Genomic DNA, 22,227 nt, shown 5'->3' with positions numbered 1-22,227 from the left:
CCTCCTTTTATGAACCTAGCATAACAAAAGTAACCTGACAATGTTTGTCAGGTTCGATAATTCTTTTGTATAGCAATCAAATATGCAATGAATGCTTCTCTTACTTTAATCGGTTCTAACAGTTCAGCATGCGGGCCAAAAGATAGTAGATACCGGAACAGAACATCTTTTTTTTGAGGAAGTCTTGCATGAACCAACAGGGTATCTTTTTCTGCTTTTATCGAAGCTTTTGAAAATTCGTCATATACACGAAAAGCCTGGCTTTTATCAAATCGTATAATTGTCTCAATCGTTGTTTCTTCCGCGATCGGCTGACAAACTCTTTCTGCCGCAGTTACGTTCGCAGGATTGCGTTCCTCCAGAATTTTCATATCACGAATTCTTGTTAATTTAAAAAAACGATAGTCTTTGCGCATAAAACAATAACCATACAGATACCAATCCTTACTTTTAAAAACTAATTTTAAAGGGGCTACCCTACGATTCATCCATTCCTCATGCGCTCCTACATAATGAATCATGATTTGGCTGCGCGCAAATATCGCATCTTTCAAAAAGGTAAAGATACGCTGTTGATCCCCACTTGCCCAATTAGAAAAATCAACCTCAATCCAGTTGCGATTTTTGGTTTGAAAAACGCTTTCCAGCTTCTTGAGTAAATGATCTTGATCCTTTCCTTCAGCCGTGTTGATGCCCTGTATGGACATGAGTATCTGTTCCTTTTCCGCCGTTGACAATAAGGACTTATCCAATACATAATCTTTTGCGATTGCGATTCCTCCGCCATATCCCTGAGAGGCATAGATCGGTATACCGGCACTGCTGATGGCGTCTATGTCACGATAAATCGTCCGTACCGACACTTCAAATTTTTCAGCCAGCTCAGGAGCGGTAGCCCTTCCCTTATCAAGCAAATAATAGACAATTTTGAATAATCGGCTTTCCTGCATGAACTTGAACACCTCTTTTTCCTTATATCTTATCATATAAAAAGTATCCAATGATAAAATTTCCACATAACCATCCTTCAATTTCAGAAATTGATGATTTTGGTCATCCCAGCCACTTTAAGTCTAGCTTTATGATCTATTTATTCATACTGAATACCCTATAAGCGAAAAACCGATCATTCCTGATCGGTCTTATCTATAAGCATTTTTATTTGTAACAGATCATTGATCTTTATATCCGCCAGTCGTTGATCCATCGGATACGGCGTTGCTAAAGCTGCGCAGTATGCATTTGCCGCTTTAGCGGCCGCAATCCCGTGAAACGAATCCTCAATGATCAAGCAATCCTTCACTGGTACATCTAAATCCTCCATTGTTTTAAGATAGATGGCTGGATCTGGCTTGCTGGCTGAAAACTCATGACCGCTGTGAATCACATCGAAATAGCTTGCTAGTCTGCATTGTTGAATCATATCCTCAATATCCCGCATCGGTGAAGAGGAGGCAATGGCCATTTTGATCGCATGATCTTTCAGCCATTTCAGAATTTCTTCCGCATGCGGATTTAACAGCATTTGGTAAGGTATTGTTTCTTCTCCGTTTTCATATTCATGGTAATGCCTCCGAAAGGATGCTTCATCCTTCGTGCGTATCCAAATATCACGCACGATTTCCATGACGCGCTGATGCGAACTGCCAATTACCGCAGCCAGCTCAGCTTCTTCAAAACGGATGTGGTGACGGATAAAGAAATCCTTCAGCATCTCTACATACAGCGGTTCACTGTCAATCAGTACCCCATCCATATCAAAGATAACTGCTTTCATAGACTAGTATTCCATTTGACGGTAATAGCGACGGATATCCAGACTGTGACCGCTGCACTTTTCATAATGGGCCGACAGACAGTCACCGATGATTGCCGAGCAGATCGGTGCCATCAAAATAGCACGGAATTGATCATCAATTTGGGAAAAGCGGAAATTGTGAAGATCGATAACGAAATATTTATCACAGACCTTCGGCAGAAAATTTTCTACCCGCTCGTCCAACATGCGCGTATTATCATCATTTTTTACCAGAACGACCGGTGTATCCTTTTCCACCAATTCCAAGGTACCGTGAAAGAATTCCGCGCTGGTTACCGCTTTGGTGCGGTTCCACTGCATTTCTTCCAGCACACACATCGTAAAGGAATAAATCTCTCCCCAGATCGAGCCGCCGCCGATCCACATCTGATAAGGTTCCTTATGACATACTTCCGCGATCTTCATCGCCTGCGGTTCAAATTCATCGCGGAACCGGATCAGATCCTTTGGCAGGGTTGCGAGCTGATCGGCAAAACGGTTATAATCCGGAAATTCACAGTTGTTGTGAAGCAATCTCATGGTAAACATGAACAGCTGCATATATTCGAATTCCGGTGCGTCCTTTGCTTTGCCGATGACGGAATATGTGGCCAACTGAGAAAGCGGTGAATCCATTTTTCCGCATAGTGCAAACACCCGGATACCTTGTTCGATGCACCATTTGGTTACTGCAACAGTTTCTTTGGTCGTTCCGGATTTCGATGCGGTGATCACCAAAGAGTCCTTGGTTAATTCTTTATTGCCGGTATGAATTACTTCTGCAGCCACTTCCAGATAAACGGGAATAGCGGTGCGCTGCTTCAATACATAGTGTACCGGATTCATAATCGCCAAGGAGCCGCCGGAAGCGATAAAGAAGATATTGGAGAAGCCTTCTTTACTGATCATATCGGCGATTTGCTCGATGTCCGTTCTTGTTTCATAAGTCAGTTCCGCTTCCTTGCGGTAGCTTTTTTCATCAAAATTATACATTGGTATTTTCCTCCACTCTAACATTAAATTTTACTTGCCAGCACGCTGTCAAAATCATCATATGGAGTGATCATCGGATCCACTCCGCAATCCGCACAAACGCGGTAGGACAGGTACTGAAAGGCAATGACATACAGCAGGGCGCTCTTGTATTCATCCACCGGCGCCCCGATAGATAAGTCCCTGACTGAAGCTGTTTCTTGTTCACAAAGCACAAAACAGTGCGGTGTAACCTTATGAAGATATTCATACAATGCCTGCATGCGTGCTTTTAAAGCCGGGTGCTCACTCATAATAAAGAACACCGTTAAATCCTTATGCATGGCCAGATAAGGCCCATGCATATATTCTTCCAATTCATATCCGTTCATCGGACAGTGGATCGTTTCAGTTATTTTCGTTTCTGCTTCCTTGGCCACCCCATAACCGGCACCATACCCGATCACGGCGACCGCCTGCAAATTCATCAGCTCACTTTGATTTTGTTGATACCAGTGAACGCAGCGATCCAGAGTATCATCAATTCGTAATATCGTTTGATGAAGCTCCTGCAGCTCCTGCTGATACGCTTCCTCATCAATTCTGCCCCAGATGCGAGCGGCCTGCAGTCCCATCAGCATGAAACTTACGACCGTTGCCGAAAATCCCATTGTTACCAGATCGACAGCTTCAAAGCCGCAGCCGATATCCAATATCGGAACCGCAAGCTCAGCGATCGGCGAAGTACGATCAGCAGTCAGCACGAAGCAATCCTGTGCCTGAATCAAATCAAGCGCTTGAATCGTTGAATAGCTGTGTCCGCTTTGCGAAACAGCGATATACACTTCGTCCTCATAAATCTGCTGTTCATAATTACTAAACAAAAACGGAATGCGGATATCCACATGCACACGGGCAATTTTCTCTACGTAATAGCGAGCTGCTTCGATGGCATTGGCACTGGAACCGGTTGCCAGAATAACCCAGCGGGTCTTTTGATTCAGCTTCAGCCAATCATAGAACGGCTTTAAATTTTTATCCTGATCAAACAGTACCCGTTCATCCGTCTGCTGCTCTTTCTTTATATAGGTAAGCATGGTTTCATTCATGATGATCCGCTCCTTTCGAGTGTTCAAGAAGGTTTCCTTGTGATAAGATATTCTTGAACAGTTCATTTAGCTGTCCGTGATCGCTTGAGAGTCCAATCCCCGATCACTGACGTATCAATGCGCTGTTCTTTTTTATTCTACAGCGACCAGTACTTTGAAATAGGCCGCAGCGATACATAATAGCATTAACAGAAACATTAACGGCAGCGGTTTCCATTTTTTCTTTAATAGATAATAAACGATGCCAAACAGGATCAGGGGCAGGATGCCCGGTGCAATACCATCCAGGATGGCCTGAATTTTCGTTGCGTCATCACCGGTGCCGATCTTGCCGGCCACCTGCATATACACCATTTCCGAAGTCATTGCCCCGGCAACGGTAAGTCCCACAATGCTCGCGCCGTAGGTCAATTTATCCATAATGCCCGATTCCTGTACTTTGGTTAAGAAATTCGCGCCCATATTGTAGCCCAAGAAAGTGAGCCAATAGCGCAGCCCGAAATGCGGCACGTTATAAATCAGCCAGAACAGAATCGGTCCCAAAACATTTCCTTTTACCGCTAAGGATGTACCGACCCCGGTTGCCAAAATTCTTAACGTTCCCCAAAAGAAGGAATCACCGATACCGGCCAACGGACCCATGATGGCCGTTTTCACCGTACTGATCGACGATGTATCAAAATGCTCAGGATCTTCCGCACGCTTTTCTTCCATCGCTACGGAAATACCCAACGGTAAAGTGATGACATACGGGGTTGTATTGTAGAACTCCATATGCCGCTGCAGCGCTTCTTTCATCTGTTCCTTATCGTCACCGTATATCGCTTTCAGCGCCGGAATCATCGCATAACAGTAGCCTAGATTCATCATACGTTCATAATTCCATGAGTGCTCCATCGGAATGGAATGCAGGAAAACCTTCCGCAGTATTTTCTTATTGATTACCTGACGCTCATGTAAGCTGTTTTTGTTTAATTCTGTTTTAGAAGTCATCGAATCCATCCTCCTCTTGTTTCGTCTGTGGCTGATTGGAACTCAGCTGTACGATTACAATGGCAATGATTACCGCAAAAATTGCTACTGCTGTCGTACCGATTCCAAAATACTGAATCAAGAAGAAACCCAGGAAGAAAAACGGTGCGACCTTTTTGTTCATGATCATTTCGGCCAGCATTGCAAATCCGATTGCAGGGATAATACCCGCTGCGATATCCATGCCGGTAGTGATAAATTCCGGAATGTTGCCCAACAGATTGACTACGGCGTCACTGCCGAAGTAATAGGCAGCCGGAACAATCCAGAATACGGCAACGATCGGAGCGAAGCCAGCGACAAACATATTGCGGGAAACCCCTTTGGCATCTCCCTTCTCCGCAAATGCATCCGCGCGGTGCATAAACAGCGTCGGCAGCAGTCCCCATGCGATGGCAATTACCGTCTGCATGATCGTTGATACCGGAAGCCCCATGGCTATCGCCACTTCCGGACCTGCTCCGGCTTTGATCGCAAAAGCTGTACCGAGTATGGTTCCGCTCGCGACATCAGGCGGATCATAGGCACCGATGGAAACCGCACCGATAAAAGCCAGCTCCAGCGTACCGCCAATCATGACACCGGATGCGACATCGCCCATGATAAGTCCGGTCAGCGGCCCCATGATAATAGCTCTGCCAATCAGTGAGGTGCCAAAAAAGCCATCCATTTGAGATATAAAATACAGAATACCGATAAGAATGGTTTGTGTAACTAACATAAATACTCCTTTCCCTATAATAGTGTTTTTACATCAACGCTCTTTTCCGCCGGAATCATTTGAACATTCAGTTCATATCCGGCAGCGAGCATCTCCTGAATCATCATTTCTTCATCCTTGGTTATAAATAAGGCTTTACTGAGCTGACGTTTCCCTTCATCCGCCTTGGTACCGCCCAGATTGATTTCTTTCCAGCCGATTGCCGCACTCAGTATTTTCGCATCCTGAATCGATTCAACAATGATAAACAGCTTGTATTTATCGGTTACTCCGCTTTGAATCGCAGTAATCGAATCCGCCAGAGTTTTGATCACGACCTTGACTCCGGACGGCTTAGCCAGTTTCAATGCAGTCATCTTGATGGAATCCTGAAAGATGCCGTCATTGGCGATTAAGATACAGTCAGCACCGATTGCCTGCGTCCAGGAAAAGGCAACCTGACCATGCAGCAAGCGATGATCGACCCGCATTTTCTTGATCATAAGATTTCCTCCTTTCTTTAAAAATCATCATCCTCTACTTCCACCACCGTGCTCATATAATCGATACCGCTGCGCGCGTCATCCAACAGCTTCTGTGCACTGCTTTCGTCCAGCTTGGGGCAGGAAAGCAAAAGTCCCAGCAGCAGATTCATATTCATTCCGCAAAACAGCTTCATATTGGGATACACCGTCAGTTCCATGAGTGCGGTATGCACACTGCCGCCTTTGACATCGCAGACATAGATAAATTCATCATCGCCTGCTTTGATTCGCGGCCGCTGCGATTCTGCATAATCCATGGGGTTTTCCCCGGGATATAGACAGAATACTTCAATATTCGACACAAGATCACCAACGATCATCGTCAGGGAATTCAGCATGCCCTTTGCCAGCTCACCATGTGATGCTAAAATAATCTTTCGCAATTCATTCCCTCCTCTCACACTTATTAAAGCAAAAAGCGTGCCAATCCAGTGTTGAATGGATAAAACACGCTTTTCTCATTGTATTGCTACACAAAATCACTTTTTTGAACACTATTGATACTGTTTCAACACTAATTATTGCGAATGTAATCATAGATATAACCGATTTCCTCCACATTGATAGAGATATGATAATAGGCTTCGACGTCATTGAAAGCATGATGAATATGGTCGATAAAATCCTGATGCTCCGCTTCAAATGTCTCTTTATTGCCGTAATCGGTTATTTCCCGCATCGTCACCAAACGTTCGATCAGACAACAGATATGCACGTACAGACCGAAGCAGGTATGATTGGAAAAGGTTTCATCCAGCAGTATCTGAAGATGATCCAATGCCTCCGCAACATGCTCCAACAGCTTATTGGGATTGAGAATCGTGAGATTGTTCATGATATTAGACAACGAGAAATTTTTTAAAATATTCTGTTTAAATTGTTTCAATTCAGCTTCATTGAGATAAGCAGCGAAATAAGCATCCAGCTCATCCATTGTTTCATTGATGATCAAATCTTCGATCGGCACAAACCGAATGTACTCCAGATTCGGATTCAGCGTTCCGACAATGCAGATTACATCATAACGGCTGAACAGGTCGTTTTCCTCACGATGCAATAAATCGCTGTATTCGCAGGTAAGCACCTTGATCGGAATATTCTTAGGAAGTGAGCTGCTGATGATCTCCCGCAGCTTCTTAGCAGCGCCGATGCCGCTGGCACAGGAACATATGATAACCTTGTCCTTATCACGATTATCAATAATCTGATAGTGATATTGACTATTGCTGCTCACGGTATCAAAAATAGCTTCCATATCTGCTCCCTGCATCAGCTGACTGCCGATTTCCAAGGCGATGCGCGTGTTGACATTGTTCATGATGCCGATATTGGCATGCAGATTGGCAATGCCCTTATGAATTTCCTCCAGGGAACCCATATCCACCAAAAGTACAAGCTCCTCAAAATGTCCCATCTTACCCAAAAAATCATTGAGCTTCAAAATGATCTGTGCAGTGGAAACTTCCATTGGCATATCTATGGCATCAAAGAGATAACGGCCGAGAAATTGATTGACCGCATTGGCAATACTGCTGGCGGTTGATTCCCCATGGGCGATGATGATGCCGACGCTGCGGCTGATATCCTGCCCATTGTTCATATGATGAATAAACAATGCCAAAAGCGGTGGGATCACTGCTGTCATAGGCTGATCGAGCTCTACTGACAGCTGCTCGGTTATTTCCTGAGCGATACTGAGTTCACGATGGATGTGCTCACGCAGATAGTCGTAAAACGCCTGCCAGGAAGCATCGTTCAAAGACAACCAACAGGTGAGCGCGGAAGTTACTTGAATCCCCTCCTGAAGCATCATCAAACGGGCGGCATCCAACGGTGGTGCCTGAATGCCATAGCGCTGGATCGTGTTTTCCCAAATTTCCTGTATGCCGGCATGGATATAATCATCAGGCTCCTGACGCTGACCATGAAACAGCGTACCCAAATCATCCTCCATCATCAGTTCAATGGCTTTTAAACACTCTGACGGATCATTTCGCTTTGCTGTTTCATAGCCCTCCTGAATATGCTCCAGCAACTTGATCAGCGGCCGCTTGGAAGCCGCCATTTGCTGCAGTGAATCAATTTTAATCATTGCATGAAGCTTATTTTTTGATGATTTCCCTGCTTTCCCGCGACGTTCTTTCAACAGTGCCGGGGGAAGGTGGCGAGCATGGATCTCCAACTGATCATCCGCTGCTTCAAACAGCGCTTGGACACAGCTGGCCTGGATACATGCTTCCAATTCTCCGATATTTCCGCTGAAGTCAGCGGTAAGCAGAATATTATAGGCTAGATTGCTGATTGTAATGGAACGGTTGATTCTTGCTTCTTCCCGGCAGAACATTTTATGTATCAGCTCCAGCCGCTCATGGATGCCCCGCTCCGCCAGCGACGGCAGTTCGATCACCATAACGATTCTTCGCCGCAATGTTTTCAGAAGCACTTTTTCCGGATCCTCAGTCGTCGCAAACAGCAGCCGCACTGAACCATGATGCCAAGTTTCATTATCGCCCATCATATGATAGATTCCCTGATCCATAAACAGAAAGAGTTTTTCCTGACACTCGGCTTTCAGACAATGTACCTCATCCAAAAACAGCACACCGCCCTCCGCTGCTTGAAGCAATCCCGGAGTATCCTTATCCGCTCCGGTATAGGCCCCCTTGACACTGCCGAACAAATTCGCCGATAAAAGCTCCGGATTATTTGCATATTCAGAGCAGTTGACAGTCACAAACTTACAGTTTGAATCGATCCATTCATGATTTACTGCATATTCATACATCATTTTCGCAATTAGGCTCTTGCCTGAGCCCGTCGGGCCATGGAGTAATACCGGCAGTCCCTTGGGCGGATAAGAGATCGTTGCCTTACATTGCTTGACCACATCACGCAGCGATCCATCGTGCCCGATCAGCTTATCAAAATCCTGAAGCTCGGTATGCTTCAATTCCTGCGTCAGCTCATTAAAAGAAGCATACTCCCGCTTCGACAGCGTTGTTTCATACACGGTTTCCAAAGTGTGCACATCAAAAAAGAGCACCGGCCGGCTATTCACTTTAATCAGCATACCCCCTGCTGCCCCTTGATTCAGATATTGTGAAACAACGCTGCGGCTCAGTGACAGTTTTTTAGCGATCACCCCGGCGCTGGCAGCATCACCATCTAACGATTTACTGGCTTCTAAAATATATTCATAAATTTTTTCTTTCATGTGTACGCCCTCTTTATTATTTAGTTTAGTGGAAAAGGCAGCCGAAAGTCAATTCCAAGAAAAGGAAAAGACGATATAGCTCATCCTATATCGCCTTAAAAATACTGATATGTTTACTTGTTTATCCTAAAATGCCTAAGAATACGCCCAGACAGCTGATTATGATGACCGCAACTAAAATCCAAGTTGTTTTGATATTTTTACCTAACAGCCAATACATGACACCGAAAAGTACCAATGGCATAAATGCCGGCATGATCTGATCGATATAGTTCTGAATCGGTTCGCCAGCTCCGCTCACAACACCGATCTTATAGGTGATACTGAAGCTTACCTGGGTGGCAACCATCGCTCCGATCGCCATCAAGCCAACGATTGAAACAGCTTTGGTAATTTTTTCAATCACACCGGTAGCGGACATATCACTAAAGAAGCGAACGCCATAGCCAAAGCCGGCTTTCAAGCAGTAGAAACGAGCCGCAAAGCCTGGAACATTAATAATTGCAAGGAACAGAATCGGTCCTAAAATGCTGCCTTCCTTAGCAAAGGAAACACCGATACCTACGGCAATGGTAAGCAGGGTACCCCAGAAGAAGGAATCTCCAACCCCGGCCATCGGCCCCATCAGCGATGTTCTTACAGCACTGATTGAGGTTGCATCGAAATTCGGATTCTTCGCGTTTTCTTCTTCCATCGCTCCGGTAATACCACATAGCAGCGTTACGATATGCGGTGTACATGCCATAAATTCCATGTGGCGCTGCAGGGCAGCCGCCATCTTTTCTTTATCGTCACCATATACGCGTTTGAGTACCGGAATCATCATGTAACAATACATGAGATGCTGCTGACGCTCATAGTTCCATGCGGAATCCAGGGTGCATGATCTTGTAAATACTTTCCAGAAATCGCGCTTTGTTATCTTGCTTTCTGGAGATATCGTGTTTTTAGAATTCGTTGTCATCGACAGTCACCTCCGCTTCATTTGCTTGTTTGTTCTTTGAACCGTAATATACGACCAGGGCGATTACCACACCAAACAGGGCAACGCCTAATACTGAAATATTCAAATATGCGGCCGCCAAGAAGCCGGCCAGCAGGAATGCGGACATTTCTTTGGTAACGATCATCCGTGCCAGCATCGCAAATCCAATCGCCGGGATAATACCTGCAGCTACGTCCATACCGGTAATGATCCAATCCGGAATGACTGCTAATACATCTTTGATAACCGGAATACCCAGATAGAAGGATACACCGACGATAACCGCCAGCACCACTTTATTGCCGATACCGGCAATGCGGGCAACCCATTCCACTTTTTTATAATCACCCTGTGCTGCATATTTATCCGCAATATGTGCAGCCCATGTCAATACGAAGGTCATCTGTAAATTGTCAAACAACAATACCAGCGTTGCTACCGGAACCGCAAGGGCAACCGATGCCGCAACCGGCTCATGCGCCAATACGACAAACGCTGTTCCGATAATGGAACCGGAAGTCATATCCGGGGGATTGGATGCACCAATCGGAACGGCTCCTAAGAAGACCAGTTCCAAAGTAGCGCCTACCATAATACCTGTTTTTAAATCTCCTAATACAAGACCCGTCAGCGCTGAAACAATGATGGGACGGTTCCACATCGTAGAACCCATGTAACTGTGCATGTAGCCGAAGAAGGCCACAAGTGCGACGAGAATTGCCTGCAATAATAAATTGTCAGTCATGAACTTTTCCCTCTCTTTCTTTCCTCTAAATTAAATCCATTGCATTCTGTTTGTGATCGTTGGGAACCAAGCGGACTTCAAGCTCGATTCCTTTGGCATTCAGCTCTTTCAGCATTTCTACATCCCGATCGCTGACAAATACCGCTTTGGAAATCTGACGGCGATCCTCAGCCGCTTTCATGCCGCCCAGATTGATGCTTTGAATACGGTCAACATGGGTCGCCAGATAATGGACATCCGCGATACTTTCACATAAGATAAATAATTTATATTTATCTGTTACCCCGCTGTTTAAGGCAGTGATCGAATCATCCAGGCTTTTCATGACCAGTTTGATGCCGGTTGGCTTCGCCATACGCATCGCGGCCATTTTCAATTCATCCTTCATCAGCGCATCACTGGCAATCAAAATACAGTCTGCTTCTAAATTCTTCGTCCATGAGAAGGCAACCTGTCCGTGGACCAGACGATGATCTACTCGAACCAGTTTAATCATAGCTTTCCTCCTTTCCCGCGTATGTTTGATACTGCGTCGATCATTGCTTTAATATGTTTTGGATCGACATCCCCGGTATCCTTATACGTATCTTTAAAATAACTGCCAACGATTGCCGCGTCTGCTACCGCAAACTGTTTTTCACAGTTTTCCGGCGTCATACCGGCACCGATCACCAATGGGAAATCCCCGATCAGGGAACGGAATTCGTTAATTTTATCCATCGATGTTTCCTGTCCGGTCGCATCCTGCGTAACCACAATGGCATCACAATTTGACATGCCGATCTTCAGATCCTCCGCCAATGGACGCTCAGACAGATACGGCTGATACTTGAAGCGAACCCCGCCCATGACATATCCGTCATAATCGGCACGGCTGATATCCATAAATGCCTTAAATGCTGATTCGTCACGCTGTTTTAGATGGCCGGCAACCGAGTCAAGCTGCACAAAACTGGCATGATAGGTCTTAGCCAAATAAAATCCCATCGGATCGACATTCAGACAGTTGACGCCATAGATCAGATTCGGCTTATTGTCTTTCAGATAAGCAAGAACGGTTTTCATATCATCATATGTACCGAAGTAGTTTTCAACGATGACTGCATCAACGCCGCCTTGTTCATATAGATCAATTTCTTTCTTCGCCCGTTCAAAGATATCTTCCTTGGTATCTCCTTTTAAATGAATCATCGCAAAGATCGGTTTTTCATGTTTGAATATTGATAAGAATGGCTTTTTCATATATTCTCCTTCCTAAAAGTCCTCATCGCTGCAGACGCACTGCAGTCTTTTACAATCAATGCCTGCTCTGGCACCTTCGACGATTGTCATAATGTCCGTTTCCTGAATATCATCCTGTATGGCAAACATCAATTCCATGACCAACGGCATATTCATGCCGGAAATCACAAAAACATTTTTGATCGATGTCAGCTGCATCAGTGCGGTATGAACGCTTCCCCCTTGTATATCTGCGACAAAGATATGCGTCTCTTTACTCGCTTCAATTTCCTGTTTTTTTGCTTTGGCATAATCATCGGGATTTTCTCCCGGATGCAGACAGTAGACTTCCAGCCTTGATGCGCCTTCTCCAACGATCATCTTCAGACTGTCCGCCATGCCCTGAGCCAACGCTCCATGACTTGCCAGAACCAGTTTTGCCATTGTCTTCACTCCCTTCGCTTATTTTATGAGCAAAAAGCGTGCCAATATAAAAAAGGCCGATAAAATAAGGCCTTTTCTTTATATTTATAAAATTTATCGACGCTAATGATTATTTTTTCGACGCTAGAGTGTATTCTCTTCCGACTCTGTAATAACTCCGGGATGATCATTTTCAACATAGTCATAAAGGAAACCGATTTCCGAAGGGGTAATATCGATACGATAGTAGGCTTCGATCGCATGGAATGTCTGTTTCACACAATGAATAAAATCCTGATGCTTCACTATAAAGGTTTCCTGATGCGGATAGGTGTCGATTTCCTGATGCATAACCAAGCGTTCAATCAGACAGCAGACATGCACATACATACCGACACAGGTATTGTTGGAAAAGGAGGTATCCAGCATTTGCTGAAGCTCATCAATCGCTGTGGCAACCTGTTCCAAAAGCTTAGTAGGATTCAAGATCGTTAAGGAATTCATGATATTGGTCAACGAGAAATTCTTTAAGATATTCGTCTTAAAGGTCTTCATTTCGTCAATGCTTAAATAATCCTTGAAATAGTGATGCAGCTTATCCAGCGATACATTGATAATCAAATCCTCGATTGGTAGAAACGGTACATCGTTTAAATTCGGATTGAGTGTACCGACGATACAGATCACTTCGTATTGGTCAAAGAATGAAGCATTCAGCTGTTTTTCAATCAATTCATTATAATCATAAGTCAAAATTTTCACGGTCAGGGATTTTGGAATGCTTTCTTCCAGAATGCTCTTCAGCCGTTCTGCAGTACCCAAGCCGCTGGCACAGGAACATAAAATGACCGGATCTTTATGGTGATAATGAATAATGTGATGGGTCGGCAAAGCTGCCTGTTCCACTTTGGTAAAGATCGCTTCCAATGATTCACCGAGCCGGATGCCATTTCCTACTTCCAGAGCCATTTTGATCGTAACGTTATTGATAATGCCGATATTAGCATATGCCTGTGAGGTAATTTGTTTATGTATTTCCTCAAGCGATCCCATATCGACTAGTAATACAATTTCCTCATAGTTGCCGATCTTATGCAGATGCTCATTCAGCTGAGCGACGATTTCCTGCGTACTTGCCTGCAAGGGCATATCCAGCGCATCAAAAAGATATTGATCAAGCAAACGGTTGGCCGCATCGGCGATACTGCTTGCAGTCGAGTAGCCATGAGCGACAATAATACCGATTCGCTTGTTCATATCGGTAACGCGATTGAATTTTTTCAGATATAACGTCAGTACATCCGTCGCCATTTCATCCAGATCAACATCAGCGTTGGCGCGGATATTTTCTGCCAGCTCAGTTGCGATCAGATATTCTCGGTGCAGATGTTCATTGAGATCATCACGCAGCTGTTCTATCGCTTCACGGCGACTTTCATAATAGTTACGAAGCTCATAATTGTACCGTGTATAATCGTGAATATAGGTCGCAAAGGTCAACAGATCATTATTGCTGATCTTAAAGCCATATCGGTCGGATACGATCGTAAAGATATGCTGAAGCATTGACTGGATATAAGTAAACCCTGAGCTTTGCTTCACATGCTTTTGATAAATGATATTATCATTATAAGAAGTAAGTGCCTGAAAACTTTGATCCAGAAAATCCGCAAAGCTGATTTCAGTTTTATGAAATCGGTCATGGGCATCCAATACTGTATTATTTAAATGAACCTGACCCCGATCATGATTGATATATTTACGCAGATCCTCCAGCGGAATCATCGCTGCTTGGTTATCCAATCCCTTCTGTTTCTGCAATTCTTCCATATCGATCAAATTGCCCGGCAGATGGTAAGCGTGGATTTGCAGGATACTTCCTTGAGGATCACTGTTGTAATAGGCATTGATACAGCTGGCCTGCACACAGTTTTTCAAATCTCCGATGTTTCCCGGAAAAATAGTGGATACCAATGCATTATAGACAATATTGCTGAATTCAATTCGTTTTCCCAGCCGTTTCTGTTCCTTTTTAAATAAATGATAAATCAGCTGGATTCGTTCATGCACGCCGCGCTCCTGAAGCGAAGGAAGCGTCACGATCATCGGTATGCGTCTCAGCAGGGTTTTCAACAGCACCTTCTGCGGATCCTCGGTTGTCGCAAACAGCAGGCGCACATGCGAATGATGCCATCTTTCATTATCCCCTACCATGTGGTAAATACCTTTATCCATATATAAAAACAGCTTTTCCTGACAATCTGCTTTTAGGGCATGCACTTCATCCAGAAACAGTACGCCGCCCTCCGCCAGCTTTAAAAGACCCGGGTGATCTTTATCCGCACCAGTAAAGGCACCCTTTTTATAACCGAACAGATTGGCCGCCAGCAGCTCTGGATTGTTGGCATATTCACTGCAGTTCAGAATCAAAAACTGCTTGTCTTCCGCAACCAGCCCCTGATGAACACAATATTCATACATTGTCTGCGCAATCAAGCTCTTGCCGGTGCCGGTGGGACCATATAACAAAAGCGGAAGGCCATCCGGAGGATATGATATCGTGGCCCGGCATTGATTCACAACGGTACTGAGTGATTCATCATAGCCGATCAGATTCTCAAAATCATGATTCCTGCTATTTTCAATATCCTCATGCAGATCATGCAGCGAAGTATATTCTGATTGTTCCAAATTCACCGCAAAGTGCTCCTCCAGAACCTGCCGATCAAAGAAAACCACCGGACGAGTATTGATTTTCACCAGCAATCCATCACTGTAATACTCATTCAGATATTGTGAGACAACATTTCTGCTCGCATTCATACGCTGACTGATCGCTACTGCATTTGCCGCTTTATCGTCCAGCTTTCCGGTTGCCTGACGTACGATTTCCCAAATCTGTTCCTTCATGATCCACCTGCTTTCTGAGTCTTACTATAATATGCAGGCAAAAGAAATGTCAAGTTTTTGAGCTTCAAGTCCTGCATCGTCCGAACCCAAAACCTGAAAAAAGGCAAGGCTACCCTTACCTCATATGATAAAGAGCATACAGCCAGGGCCTTCATCATCGATGATCGCAACTGCTGATGAATTTACTAAAAAAGCGGTATTTGCACCGATTGAGGCCGATCGAGATCAGTAAACTTTAAGTATTGATCGTTCATGATCAAGCCCCGGTGAAAATACAGATAGCTCAGCATTTCCTGTTCATTCATCAGAAATGGTGAACGATCATGAACATCTGCCATTTCATCCTGCGATGCCCCGGTAATAATCACCATTTCGCGCTTATGATTACAAAGGCCAGCCATGAACATCGGGCCATTTGAGCGCTCAATAAATATTTTATGCTTGCGCCCGTTTATTTTCTTCCATTCATAAAAACCATCTGCTGGAATGACACAGCGGTTTGACACATACGGTCTAAAAGCGGATCGCTGATTCATTGTTTCATGACGGGCATTGATGATCAAACGCGGCTTTCCAATATCCATTCCCCATTTCACCACATTCGGACGATAGTGATCTTCACCATCGGGAAACAGCGCCAGCACCGGCTGCGAGGGATAAATTTCGCCTTCACTAAAGCCTGTTATTTCAAGCTGCTGACAGCGATTTTTCAGTCGAATAAAAGCCTCGTATGTATCATTCAATTTTAAAAAGTATCGTCCGCACATTGATATCACCTGCTTTTAGTATAGCACGCCGCTCATAAAAAAAACGCAAGCTGCTCCAAATGTGATTTTTTATAAAAACGAATGATATCATTCATGCGGAAATAAATACCGCTTTGCGCACATTCTCGGGCTAATAACCCATAGAGCGCTTTCGACCGATAACTGTCCGCATTGTATTTGCGGGCAAAATATTTTTCATACTTCAATAGCGCAGCCGGATAATGCTCCCTTAGCTTTTCAAAAAAATACTCCCGCTGACCATCACGCAGGGTAACCCCGAAATATGGATAAATGAAATTCACATCGCACGCTTTTGCACGCTGTATCAGCGCTGAAACATTTTCATTGGTATCATTGATAAACGGCAGGATCGGCATCAAAAGTATACCAGCAGGAATATCTGCCTCCCGTAGTTTCTGTAATGCGGCAAAGCGGGCTTCACTGCTTGCACAGTACGGTTCAATGATACTCGCATCCGTTTCATTCATCGTTGTAATGGTAATCTTCACCAATACCGGAGCCTGTTTGGCAATATCCGAAAGGATATCGGCATCGCGCAGCACCAGATCGGATTTGGTAGCCAGAATGACCCCAAAGCCATACTGTTTGATGAGCTTCAATGCGCCTCTGGTCAATTCCAAATTTCTTTCCAGCGGATTGTAAGGATCGGTCATTGCCCCCATACTGATGACACCTTTGGTCTGAAAATGCTTCAGATCATTTTCCATGAGCCGCAGGGCATCCGCTTTGGGCTTTACCACATCAAAATGATCATTGTGATAACAGTCACTGCGCGAATCGCAGTAAATACATCCATGGCAGCAGCCACGGTAGATATTCATATTAAAATCCGCCGCAAACCAGAGCGGGCTTTTAGACCGATAAACGATATGCTTCGCTTTGATTTCCTGTTCAGCCATGGATACGCACCTCGCTTTTTTCCTATGATACCATAAGGTATATGACAAGGGATGTCTTATTCATATATTTTTTTCATTTTTACCAGCTTCTTATACATCCGTTCACGCATTGACGAGGGAGAAATTACTTCCAACTGATCCTCAAAGGTAAGCAGCCAGGATACCAGCCAGTCCTCTTGGGAGCATTCGATGACCACTTCATAGCAGTCCGGCAGCTCCTTGATCATTTCCACCGCAAAACAGTCAGCCAACTGGAACCAGATTGATTTGTCAAAATGCAGCACGATCGGATGAGGGTGATCATATTCTAATTTCGGTGCGGGTTCTTTCGGAAGGGGACGCGGTGCATAGGTTTCGTCAGTGATTTTCAAACCGGTAATCCGATTAAACTTAAAAATACGAAAATCCTGACGTTTCAGGCAATATGCTGACAAATACCACGCCTGTTCCTTAAACAGCAGCTGATACGGTTCCACGGTGCGAAAACCCTTTTCTTTCATCGAATTATAGTATACAAAAGAGACGAGCCGCCGCATATGAATGGCCTGATACAGGGTATCAAATAGGTATTCCTGACGGTCATCCCGGCCCCACCCATGAAAATCGATGTTGATGATCTGCGGATAGCTGCGCTGAAACAGCGCCTCCAGCTTTTCACTGCTGCGCTTGGTATCACGGGCTTGCGTCGTTTGAAGCAGATTCAAGCCCTGCAAAATTGCTTCCTGTTCCTGCGCGTTAATCAAAGTTGATGATAACACATAATGCTCATCCAGATAAATGCCGCCGTTCTCTCCTTTTTGGGTATATACCGGCACTCCGCCCATTGTCAGCGCATCCAAATCCCGGTAAATGGTACGGGTCGACACCTCCAGTTCATCGGCAAGCTGCCTTGCCGTCATGTGTCGGTGTTTCATCAGCATCTGCACAATGCGAAATAAGCGCTCCTGCATAAATTCCTCCTTACGAAAAGAACCCCGAATTATTCATTCGCGGGTTCACTGTCAGGTAATGAAAAACGTTTATGAATCGACTCTACCGCCTGCTTCAATGCATCGTTTCCCGCCTGCTTATAAATATCCGGTGCGGTACCGAATTCAATATTACTGGAACCGTCCGCATTCAGTTCATGGGAAGCCTCAAATCGCATAATCAGTCCTGAATTTGGCAGTCTCACCATGATCGGTTCTAAACGCCGCGTATCACCGGCGGTATTTTCTCCCACCAGTGTAGCAAATTTCTTTTCTTTCGCAAACATCGCAAACGTCTCTGCCGGACCGCTGACATTTTCATCGACCAACAGATAAAATGCCCCGTTGAACAGCTTCTTACCTGTTTCACTTGGAACAACAAAGTCGCTCTTTACATAATCCGTAATACCACTGATATCATCTGCCAGCAGTTTATCCATAGATTTCAAGCTGCTGACCGGCTGAAGCGACTGCTCCGTATGCAGATACTCCTTGGATAATCCGCCTTTTACCAATCCATAGATTGAAAAGGATGTTTCCCTTTCAATATTCATCGGCACGATATATTTTCGCCAATACAGCTCAGAACCGCTGGTCACTCCCTGAATATCAAGAATCACGGCCTTATAATCCTTTACCTTTTCCAGAAACTTACGGATCTTAGCACCGTCTTTTTCCATTTTGCTGACATCCATGGAATGAATCTGAATATAGGCGATCTGCCCTTCTTCCAGGATAGCCGTTTCTACATTCTTACTAAAGGTCTTTTCCTTCGGCAAACCACCATCACTTGGATAATCATAAAAGCTCTTGGATTGAGAATAATTCAGAATATCAAACAAATAGCTGAGATGTTCGGCTGATGTGGCATTCTTTTTGTAATAGCGGTAATAATATGTATATTCATCATCATCCAAAAGATGCATCTGACCGACTCCGTCAAATTCATCGAGGCAGAGCGTTATGATCGCTTTAAACTGTTCCTGTGAAATATCTTTCGTAATCTTCTTACGATAGGTTGCTTTTATCTGATTGAAATCTTTACCGGTGATCCGCTGTGCAACAGCCATGTGCGGATAGTTTTCCTCAATGGAAATCCACATGGAATCATAATCCTCAAGCATTTCCTCCTGCGTGAGTTCCAGCCCGTCACCGCCGCAGCCGCTAAGCATTAATACCAGCAGGCCGGCTAATAAGCATTGAAAAATCTTCTTCATCGGATTCCTCCTTTGTAACCAATATTGTAACATGAAGTCAGGCTTTTTCACATAGGAGTGTTTCGACTTCCGTAATTTGTTCGGTAAGCCATGCGTCATCACGTCCAGCAGCTTTCGCCAATTTATAATAGAAGATCGCTTGTTCATATTGTTTCAGACTGCGATAATTCCAGCCAATGTTGGAATACAGCCATGCTTTCGGCTCCTCACCTTTCTCAAGACACTCAAGAAACAGCTTTAATGCTTCTTCATGCCGATACAAAACGCCTAAATTCCATGCGACCTGTGATTGAATCCACCAATTTCCCGGATCCTGACGCAGCGCCCGGCGATAGTATTTTAAGGAAATCTCATAATGTTCAAGACGCGAGTGGTTCCATGCCAGTTCCAAATTCAGCCAGCTGTCATCACGTCCGGCTTCCTCACATTTTTGTAGATAGATCAATGCTTCATCATGTTTGGAAAGCCTTCCCAGATTCCATGCCAGCAATGCCCAGTTATCACCTTCATCATGGATTTCCAGCATCCGTTTTATATATTTGACTGCCTGTTCATGGTCATTATGATCGCTGTAATACTGCGCCATACCGTCAAGCATGCCATAGTATTCAGGATCAAGTGCCTCGATCTGTTTCAAATAGGAAAGCTCCTGCGCAGAATCCTGCATTTTGCGGCAGATCAGCACAATTTCCCATAAAAGTCCGCATGGTTCGTAATCACCGCGTTCCAGTGCCTTACCATAATAGGAAATTGCCTTTTGATAATGCTCATATGCCTTAGCTTTATCCGTCAAGGCCATATAGGCATCTCCGATCGCCTGATGAATGCCGGTGTCATCACGGCCTTGTTCAAAAGCCAGGCTCAACAGCTCACATGCTTCCTCATAACGTTTCAGCCGCAGACAGGCAACACCCTTTTCAAAATACCACCAGCCGGCATCTCCCTTATCTCGAATATGATCCAATAGCTGTAACTGGGTTTCATACTCACAAGCAGTATCCAGGCATTCAATCAGCTCCATGGTAATTTCCAAATCGTCCGGATCAATCACATGAGCCTTTTTTAAATCATACAGAGCATCTTCATCATTTCCAAGCTCCCGATAGCTATACGCTGCCTGTTTTAAAAACCAGGTATTATCCGGTTCCTCCATCAAAGCATTTTCATAATAGCGGATTGCCATTTCATTCTCATGAAGCTCATGATAGGTCCATCCCAACTCACCATGGACCCAAGGTTCATCCTGTCCCATGGACAATGCCTCAAGCAACAGATCGCGTCCTTCCTCCAGGCGTTCAATACGGTTGCTGGTAAAGCCAAGCTGCGCACAGAGCCACGCATCATCAGGGAAGCGGGCGTGTCCCTGTGATAAATAGACATAAGCTTCATCGTAACGTTCCAGCTGGTTCAATACCCATCCCATATTCGCATAATAAAAAGCATCGTCATGAACTGCGATTTTATTTTGTTCCAAAAAATCTAGCGCTTGTGTCAGCTGTTGTTCATTCACCAGCCGGTCAAATTCTTTTCGATAGTCCATGCCATTTGCTCCTTTGATACTATGTATTCATTATACATGAAAAAAGGATGGGATAACCGCTAAATTTACGATCATCCCATCAGCTGGAAAAAGACTCCGGAAACACTGGCAATCAGAAAGACCAGCAATAGAATCCGCATATTTTCTTGAAAACGCGGATTGCCTTTAAATAACATCAAAATACCGATACCGGCACTGCTGATCAAACCGGCTAAAAGCGAACCAAAGGATATGGAATCGATCAAATAGAGCTGTGTAAGCAGTACACTGGCCGCACAGTTAGGCAAGAAACCAATCACGGCTGCCATAATCGGCTGTAAAAGCGAACCTGATAATAAAAGTGATGAAAGCGCATTGGTTCCGATCATATCAATCACAAAGGATAATCCTAAGTTGATCACAAATAGGAAGAGGAAGATCGTCGCTGTATGCTTGATTGCCGCCAACCAGATGGATTCGTGTGCTTCTGAGCATTGACAGCCCATCGCGGTGATTTGTTTTGATGCTAATGAAGTTTCCCAGAAACGATCAATCAAATAGCCCGCTAAAATCGCAATTCCCACCTTCAGTAAAAGGATGTAGCCCAGCGTATCCAATGCTTCAGGATGACCGATCAGAATTGGCAGTGCTTCATCACTGGTAGAGATAAAGACCGCAACTAGGGTTCCGGCACTGATAACCCGTTCTCCAAACAGTGAAGCAGCCATGACCGAGAACCCACATTGGGGTATACAGCCGATCAGCGCCCCAAACAGCGGGCCGAAGCGGCGCAAAGAAATGAGACGGGTATAAAGATTCGGATTGCTGACATGCTCATACCATTCAATGAATACATAAGTAATCAATAAAAAAGGTAACAGCTTCATGGAATCACCAAAAGCATCCATCCATATATCCATGATCATATGCCTCCTTTCCCGATCGCATTCATCCATTTGATTTCACCATACCAGATTTCGTATTAGCAAAAAAGAGTACATGGAATCATACCAGATACTTTGATTGTATCAAGGCTGTCAAGTCCTTCAAATATGATAAAAAAAGACTCTCAACAAAGAGAAGAGAGTCGATCACCTGGCAATGAGCTATCTTCACACGGGGCAGGCCCGGTTATTGTCGCCGCTGGAGTGCTTAACTGCTGTGTTCGGCATGGGTACAGGT

General features: G+C 44.6%; 21 protein-coding genes and 1 rRNA gene. All 22 read right to left on the bottom strand.

Translation table 11 applies throughout. The features are described 5' to 3' along the window. Positions 1-47: 47 nt before the first annotated feature. Complete coding sequence (locus GSF08_RS10780) at positions 48-986, bottom strand: helix-turn-helix transcriptional regulator (protein ID WP_249806110.1); 939 nt, start codon at positions 984-986, stop codon at positions 48-50. Between the two features lie 140 nt (positions 987-1,126). Further along, on the bottom strand, positions 1,127-1,777 hold the full coding sequence (locus tag GSF08_RS10775; protein WP_160625803.1) for an HAD family hydrolase: 651 nt from the start codon (positions 1,775-1,777) through the stop codon (positions 1,127-1,129). Positions 1,778-1,780: 3 nt separating this feature from the next. Further along, positions 1,781-2,791: an SIS domain-containing protein gene (locus tag GSF08_RS10770; RefSeq protein ID WP_160625802.1), complete on the bottom strand. Its 1,011-nt coding sequence runs from the start codon at positions 2,789-2,791 to the stop codon at positions 1,781-1,783. Positions 2,792-2,814: 23 nt separating this feature from the next. Next, entirely contained in the window at positions 2,815-3,879 is a 1,065-nt protein-coding gene (locus GSF08_RS10765; protein ID WP_160625801.1) for an SIS domain-containing protein, read from the bottom strand. Positions 3,880-4,011: 132 nt separating this feature from the next. Next, positions 4,012-4,872, bottom strand: a complete 861-nt coding sequence (locus GSF08_RS10760; RefSeq protein WP_160625800.1) for a PTS system mannose/fructose/sorbose family transporter subunit IID — start codon at positions 4,870-4,872, stop codon at positions 4,012-4,014. Continuing rightward, complete coding sequence (locus tag GSF08_RS10755; protein ID WP_160625799.1) at positions 4,862-5,632, bottom strand: PTS mannose/fructose/sorbose/N-acetylgalactosamine transporter subunit IIC; 771 nt, start codon at positions 5,630-5,632, stop codon at positions 4,862-4,864. The genes GSF08_RS10760 and GSF08_RS10755 overlap by 11 nt, the downstream gene beginning before the upstream one ends. Before the next feature lie 14 nt (positions 5,633-5,646). Further along, on the bottom strand, positions 5,647-6,114 hold the full coding sequence (locus tag GSF08_RS10750) for a PTS sugar transporter subunit IIB (protein WP_160625798.1): 468 nt from the start codon (positions 6,112-6,114) through the stop codon (positions 5,647-5,649). Between the two features lie 17 nt (positions 6,115-6,131). Continuing rightward, positions 6,132-6,539: a PTS sugar transporter subunit IIA gene (locus GSF08_RS10745; protein ID WP_160625797.1), complete on the bottom strand. Its 408-nt coding sequence runs from the start codon at positions 6,537-6,539 to the stop codon at positions 6,132-6,134. A 131-nt stretch (positions 6,540-6,670) separates the two neighbouring features. After that, the gene (locus GSF08_RS10740; RefSeq protein ID WP_160625796.1) at positions 6,671-9,370 is read right to left on the bottom strand and encodes a sigma 54-interacting transcriptional regulator; all 2,700 of its coding nucleotides are present in this window, start codon (positions 9,368-9,370) and stop codon (positions 6,671-6,673) included. Positions 9,371-9,491: 121 nt separating this feature from the next. Further along, a complete protein-coding gene (locus tag GSF08_RS10735; RefSeq protein ID WP_160625795.1) occupies positions 9,492-10,334 on the bottom strand; it encodes a PTS system mannose/fructose/sorbose family transporter subunit IID in 843 nt (280 codons plus the stop codon). After that, entirely contained in the window at positions 10,318-11,100 is a 783-nt protein-coding gene (locus tag GSF08_RS10730) for a PTS mannose/fructose/sorbose/N-acetylgalactosamine transporter subunit IIC (RefSeq protein ID WP_160625794.1), read from the bottom strand. Before GSF08_RS10730 ends, GSF08_RS10735 begins: the two co-directional genes overlap by 17 nt. A gap of 25 nt (positions 11,101-11,125) precedes the next feature. After that, positions 11,126-11,596 carry a PTS sugar transporter subunit IIB gene (locus GSF08_RS10725; protein WP_160625793.1) on the bottom strand — a complete coding sequence of 157 codons (471 nt, stop codon included), beginning with the start codon at positions 11,594-11,596 and terminating at the stop codon, positions 11,126-11,128. After that, on the bottom strand, positions 11,593-12,342 hold the full coding sequence (locus tag GSF08_RS10720; RefSeq protein ID WP_160625792.1) for a BtpA/SgcQ family protein: 750 nt from the start codon (positions 12,340-12,342) through the stop codon (positions 11,593-11,595). Before GSF08_RS10720 ends, GSF08_RS10725 begins: the two co-directional genes overlap by 4 nt. Positions 12,343-12,354: 12 nt before the next feature. After that, positions 12,355-12,765 (bottom strand): PTS sugar transporter subunit IIA, encoded by a 411-nt coding sequence (locus GSF08_RS10715; protein WP_160625791.1) that lies wholly within the window; start codon positions 12,763-12,765, stop codon positions 12,355-12,357. 123 nt (positions 12,766-12,888) lie between these two features. Then, positions 12,889-15,654: a sigma 54-interacting transcriptional regulator gene (locus GSF08_RS10710; protein WP_160625790.1), complete on the bottom strand. Its 2,766-nt coding sequence runs from the start codon at positions 15,652-15,654 to the stop codon at positions 12,889-12,891. Between the two features lie 185 nt (positions 15,655-15,839). Then, positions 15,840-16,421, bottom strand: a complete 582-nt coding sequence (locus GSF08_RS10705; RefSeq protein WP_160625789.1) for an SOS response-associated peptidase — start codon at positions 16,419-16,421, stop codon at positions 15,840-15,842. Between the two features lie 32 nt (positions 16,422-16,453). Then, positions 16,454-17,341, bottom strand: coding sequence for an SPL family radical SAM protein (locus GSF08_RS10700; protein WP_160625788.1), 888 nt, complete (start codon positions 17,339-17,341; stop codon positions 16,454-16,456). Between the two features lie 56 nt (positions 17,342-17,397). Then, complete coding sequence (locus tag GSF08_RS10695; RefSeq protein WP_160625787.1) at positions 17,398-18,291, bottom strand: helix-turn-helix transcriptional regulator; 894 nt, start codon at positions 18,289-18,291, stop codon at positions 17,398-17,400. A gap of 29 nt (positions 18,292-18,320) precedes the next feature. Continuing rightward, a complete protein-coding gene (locus GSF08_RS10690) occupies positions 18,321-19,526 on the bottom strand; it encodes a S41 family peptidase (protein WP_160625786.1) in 1,206 nt (401 codons plus the stop codon). 37 nt (positions 19,527-19,563) lie between these two features. Further along, positions 19,564-21,066 carry a tetratricopeptide repeat protein gene (locus tag GSF08_RS10685; RefSeq protein WP_160625785.1) on the bottom strand — a complete coding sequence of 501 codons (1,503 nt, stop codon included), beginning with the start codon at positions 21,064-21,066 and terminating at the stop codon, positions 19,564-19,566. A gap of 71 nt (positions 21,067-21,137) precedes the next feature. Next, positions 21,138-21,965 (bottom strand): putative manganese transporter, encoded by an 828-nt coding sequence (locus tag GSF08_RS10680; protein ID WP_160625784.1) that lies wholly within the window; start codon positions 21,963-21,965, stop codon positions 21,138-21,140. 173 nt (positions 21,966-22,138) lie between these two features. After that, positions 22,139-22,227, bottom strand: a 5S ribosomal RNA gene (gene rrf, locus GSF08_RS11760); the annotation flags it as partial.

Source organism: Copranaerobaculum intestinale (genome assembly GCF_009831105.1).
Classification (GTDB): domain Bacteria; phylum Bacillota_I; class Bacilli_A; order Erysipelotrichales; family Erysipelotrichaceae; genus Copranaerobaculum; species Copranaerobaculum intestinale.
Note: the sequence above shows the minus strand (reverse complement) of the source record. Positions and strands in the feature narration are given on the sequence as shown.

Coding starts and splice junctions, on each gene's coding strand:
- GSF08_RS10780 (WP_249806110.1), bottom strand. CDS start 986: ATGATAAGATATAAGGAAAAAGAGGTGTTCAAGTTCATGCAGGAAAGC.
- GSF08_RS10775 (WP_160625803.1), bottom strand. CDS start 1,777: ATGAAAGCAGTTATCTTTGATATGGATGGGGTACTGATTGACAGTGAA.
- GSF08_RS10770 (WP_160625802.1), bottom strand. CDS start 2,791: ATGTATAATTTTGATGAAAAAAGCTACCGCAAGGAAGCGGAACTGACT.
- GSF08_RS10765 (WP_160625801.1), bottom strand. CDS start 3,879: ATGAATGAAACCATGCTTACCTATATAAAGAAAGAGCAGCAGACGGAT.
- GSF08_RS10760 (WP_160625800.1), bottom strand. CDS start 4,872: ATGACTTCTAAAACAGAATTAAACAAAAACAGCTTACATGAGCGTCAG.
- GSF08_RS10755 (WP_160625799.1), bottom strand. CDS start 5,632: ATGTTAGTTACACAAACCATTCTTATCGGTATTCTGTATTTTATATCT.
- GSF08_RS10750 (WP_160625798.1), bottom strand. CDS start 6,114: ATGATCAAGAAAATGCGGGTCGATCATCGCTTGCTGCATGGTCAGGTT.
- GSF08_RS10740 (WP_160625796.1), bottom strand. CDS start 9,370: ATGAAAGAAAAAATTTATGAATATATTTTAGAAGCCAGTAAATCGTTA.
- GSF08_RS10735 (WP_160625795.1), bottom strand. CDS start 10,334: ATGACAACGAATTCTAAAAACACGATATCTCCAGAAAGCAAGATAACA.
- GSF08_RS10730 (WP_160625794.1), bottom strand. CDS start 11,100: ATGACTGACAATTTATTATTGCAGGCAATTCTCGTCGCACTTGTGGCC.
- GSF08_RS10725 (WP_160625793.1), bottom strand. CDS start 11,596: ATGATTAAACTGGTTCGAGTAGATCATCGTCTGGTCCACGGACAGGTT.
- GSF08_RS10720 (WP_160625792.1), bottom strand. CDS start 12,342: ATGAAAAAGCCATTCTTATCAATATTCAAACATGAAAAACCGATCTTT.
- GSF08_RS10715 (WP_160625791.1), bottom strand. CDS start 12,765: ATGGCAAAACTGGTTCTGGCAAGTCATGGAGCGTTGGCTCAGGGCATG.
- GSF08_RS10710 (WP_160625790.1), bottom strand. CDS start 15,654: ATGAAGGAACAGATTTGGGAAATCGTACGTCAGGCAACCGGAAAGCTG.
- GSF08_RS10705 (WP_160625789.1), bottom strand. CDS start 16,421: ATGTGCGGACGATACTTTTTAAAATTGAATGATACATACGAGGCTTTT.
- GSF08_RS10700 (WP_160625788.1), bottom strand. CDS start 17,341: ATGGCTGAACAGGAAATCAAAGCGAAGCATATCGTTTATCGGTCTAAA.
- GSF08_RS10695 (WP_160625787.1), bottom strand. CDS start 18,291: ATGCAGGAGCGCTTATTTCGCATTGTGCAGATGCTGATGAAACACCGA.
- GSF08_RS10690 (WP_160625786.1), bottom strand. CDS start 19,526: ATGAAGAAGATTTTTCAATGCTTATTAGCCGGCCTGCTGGTATTAATG.
- GSF08_RS10685 (WP_160625785.1), bottom strand. CDS start 21,066: ATGGACTATCGAAAAGAATTTGACCGGCTGGTGAATGAACAACAGCTG.
- GSF08_RS10680 (WP_160625784.1), bottom strand. CDS start 21,965: ATGGATATATGGATGGATGCTTTTGGTGATTCCATGAAGCTGTTACCT.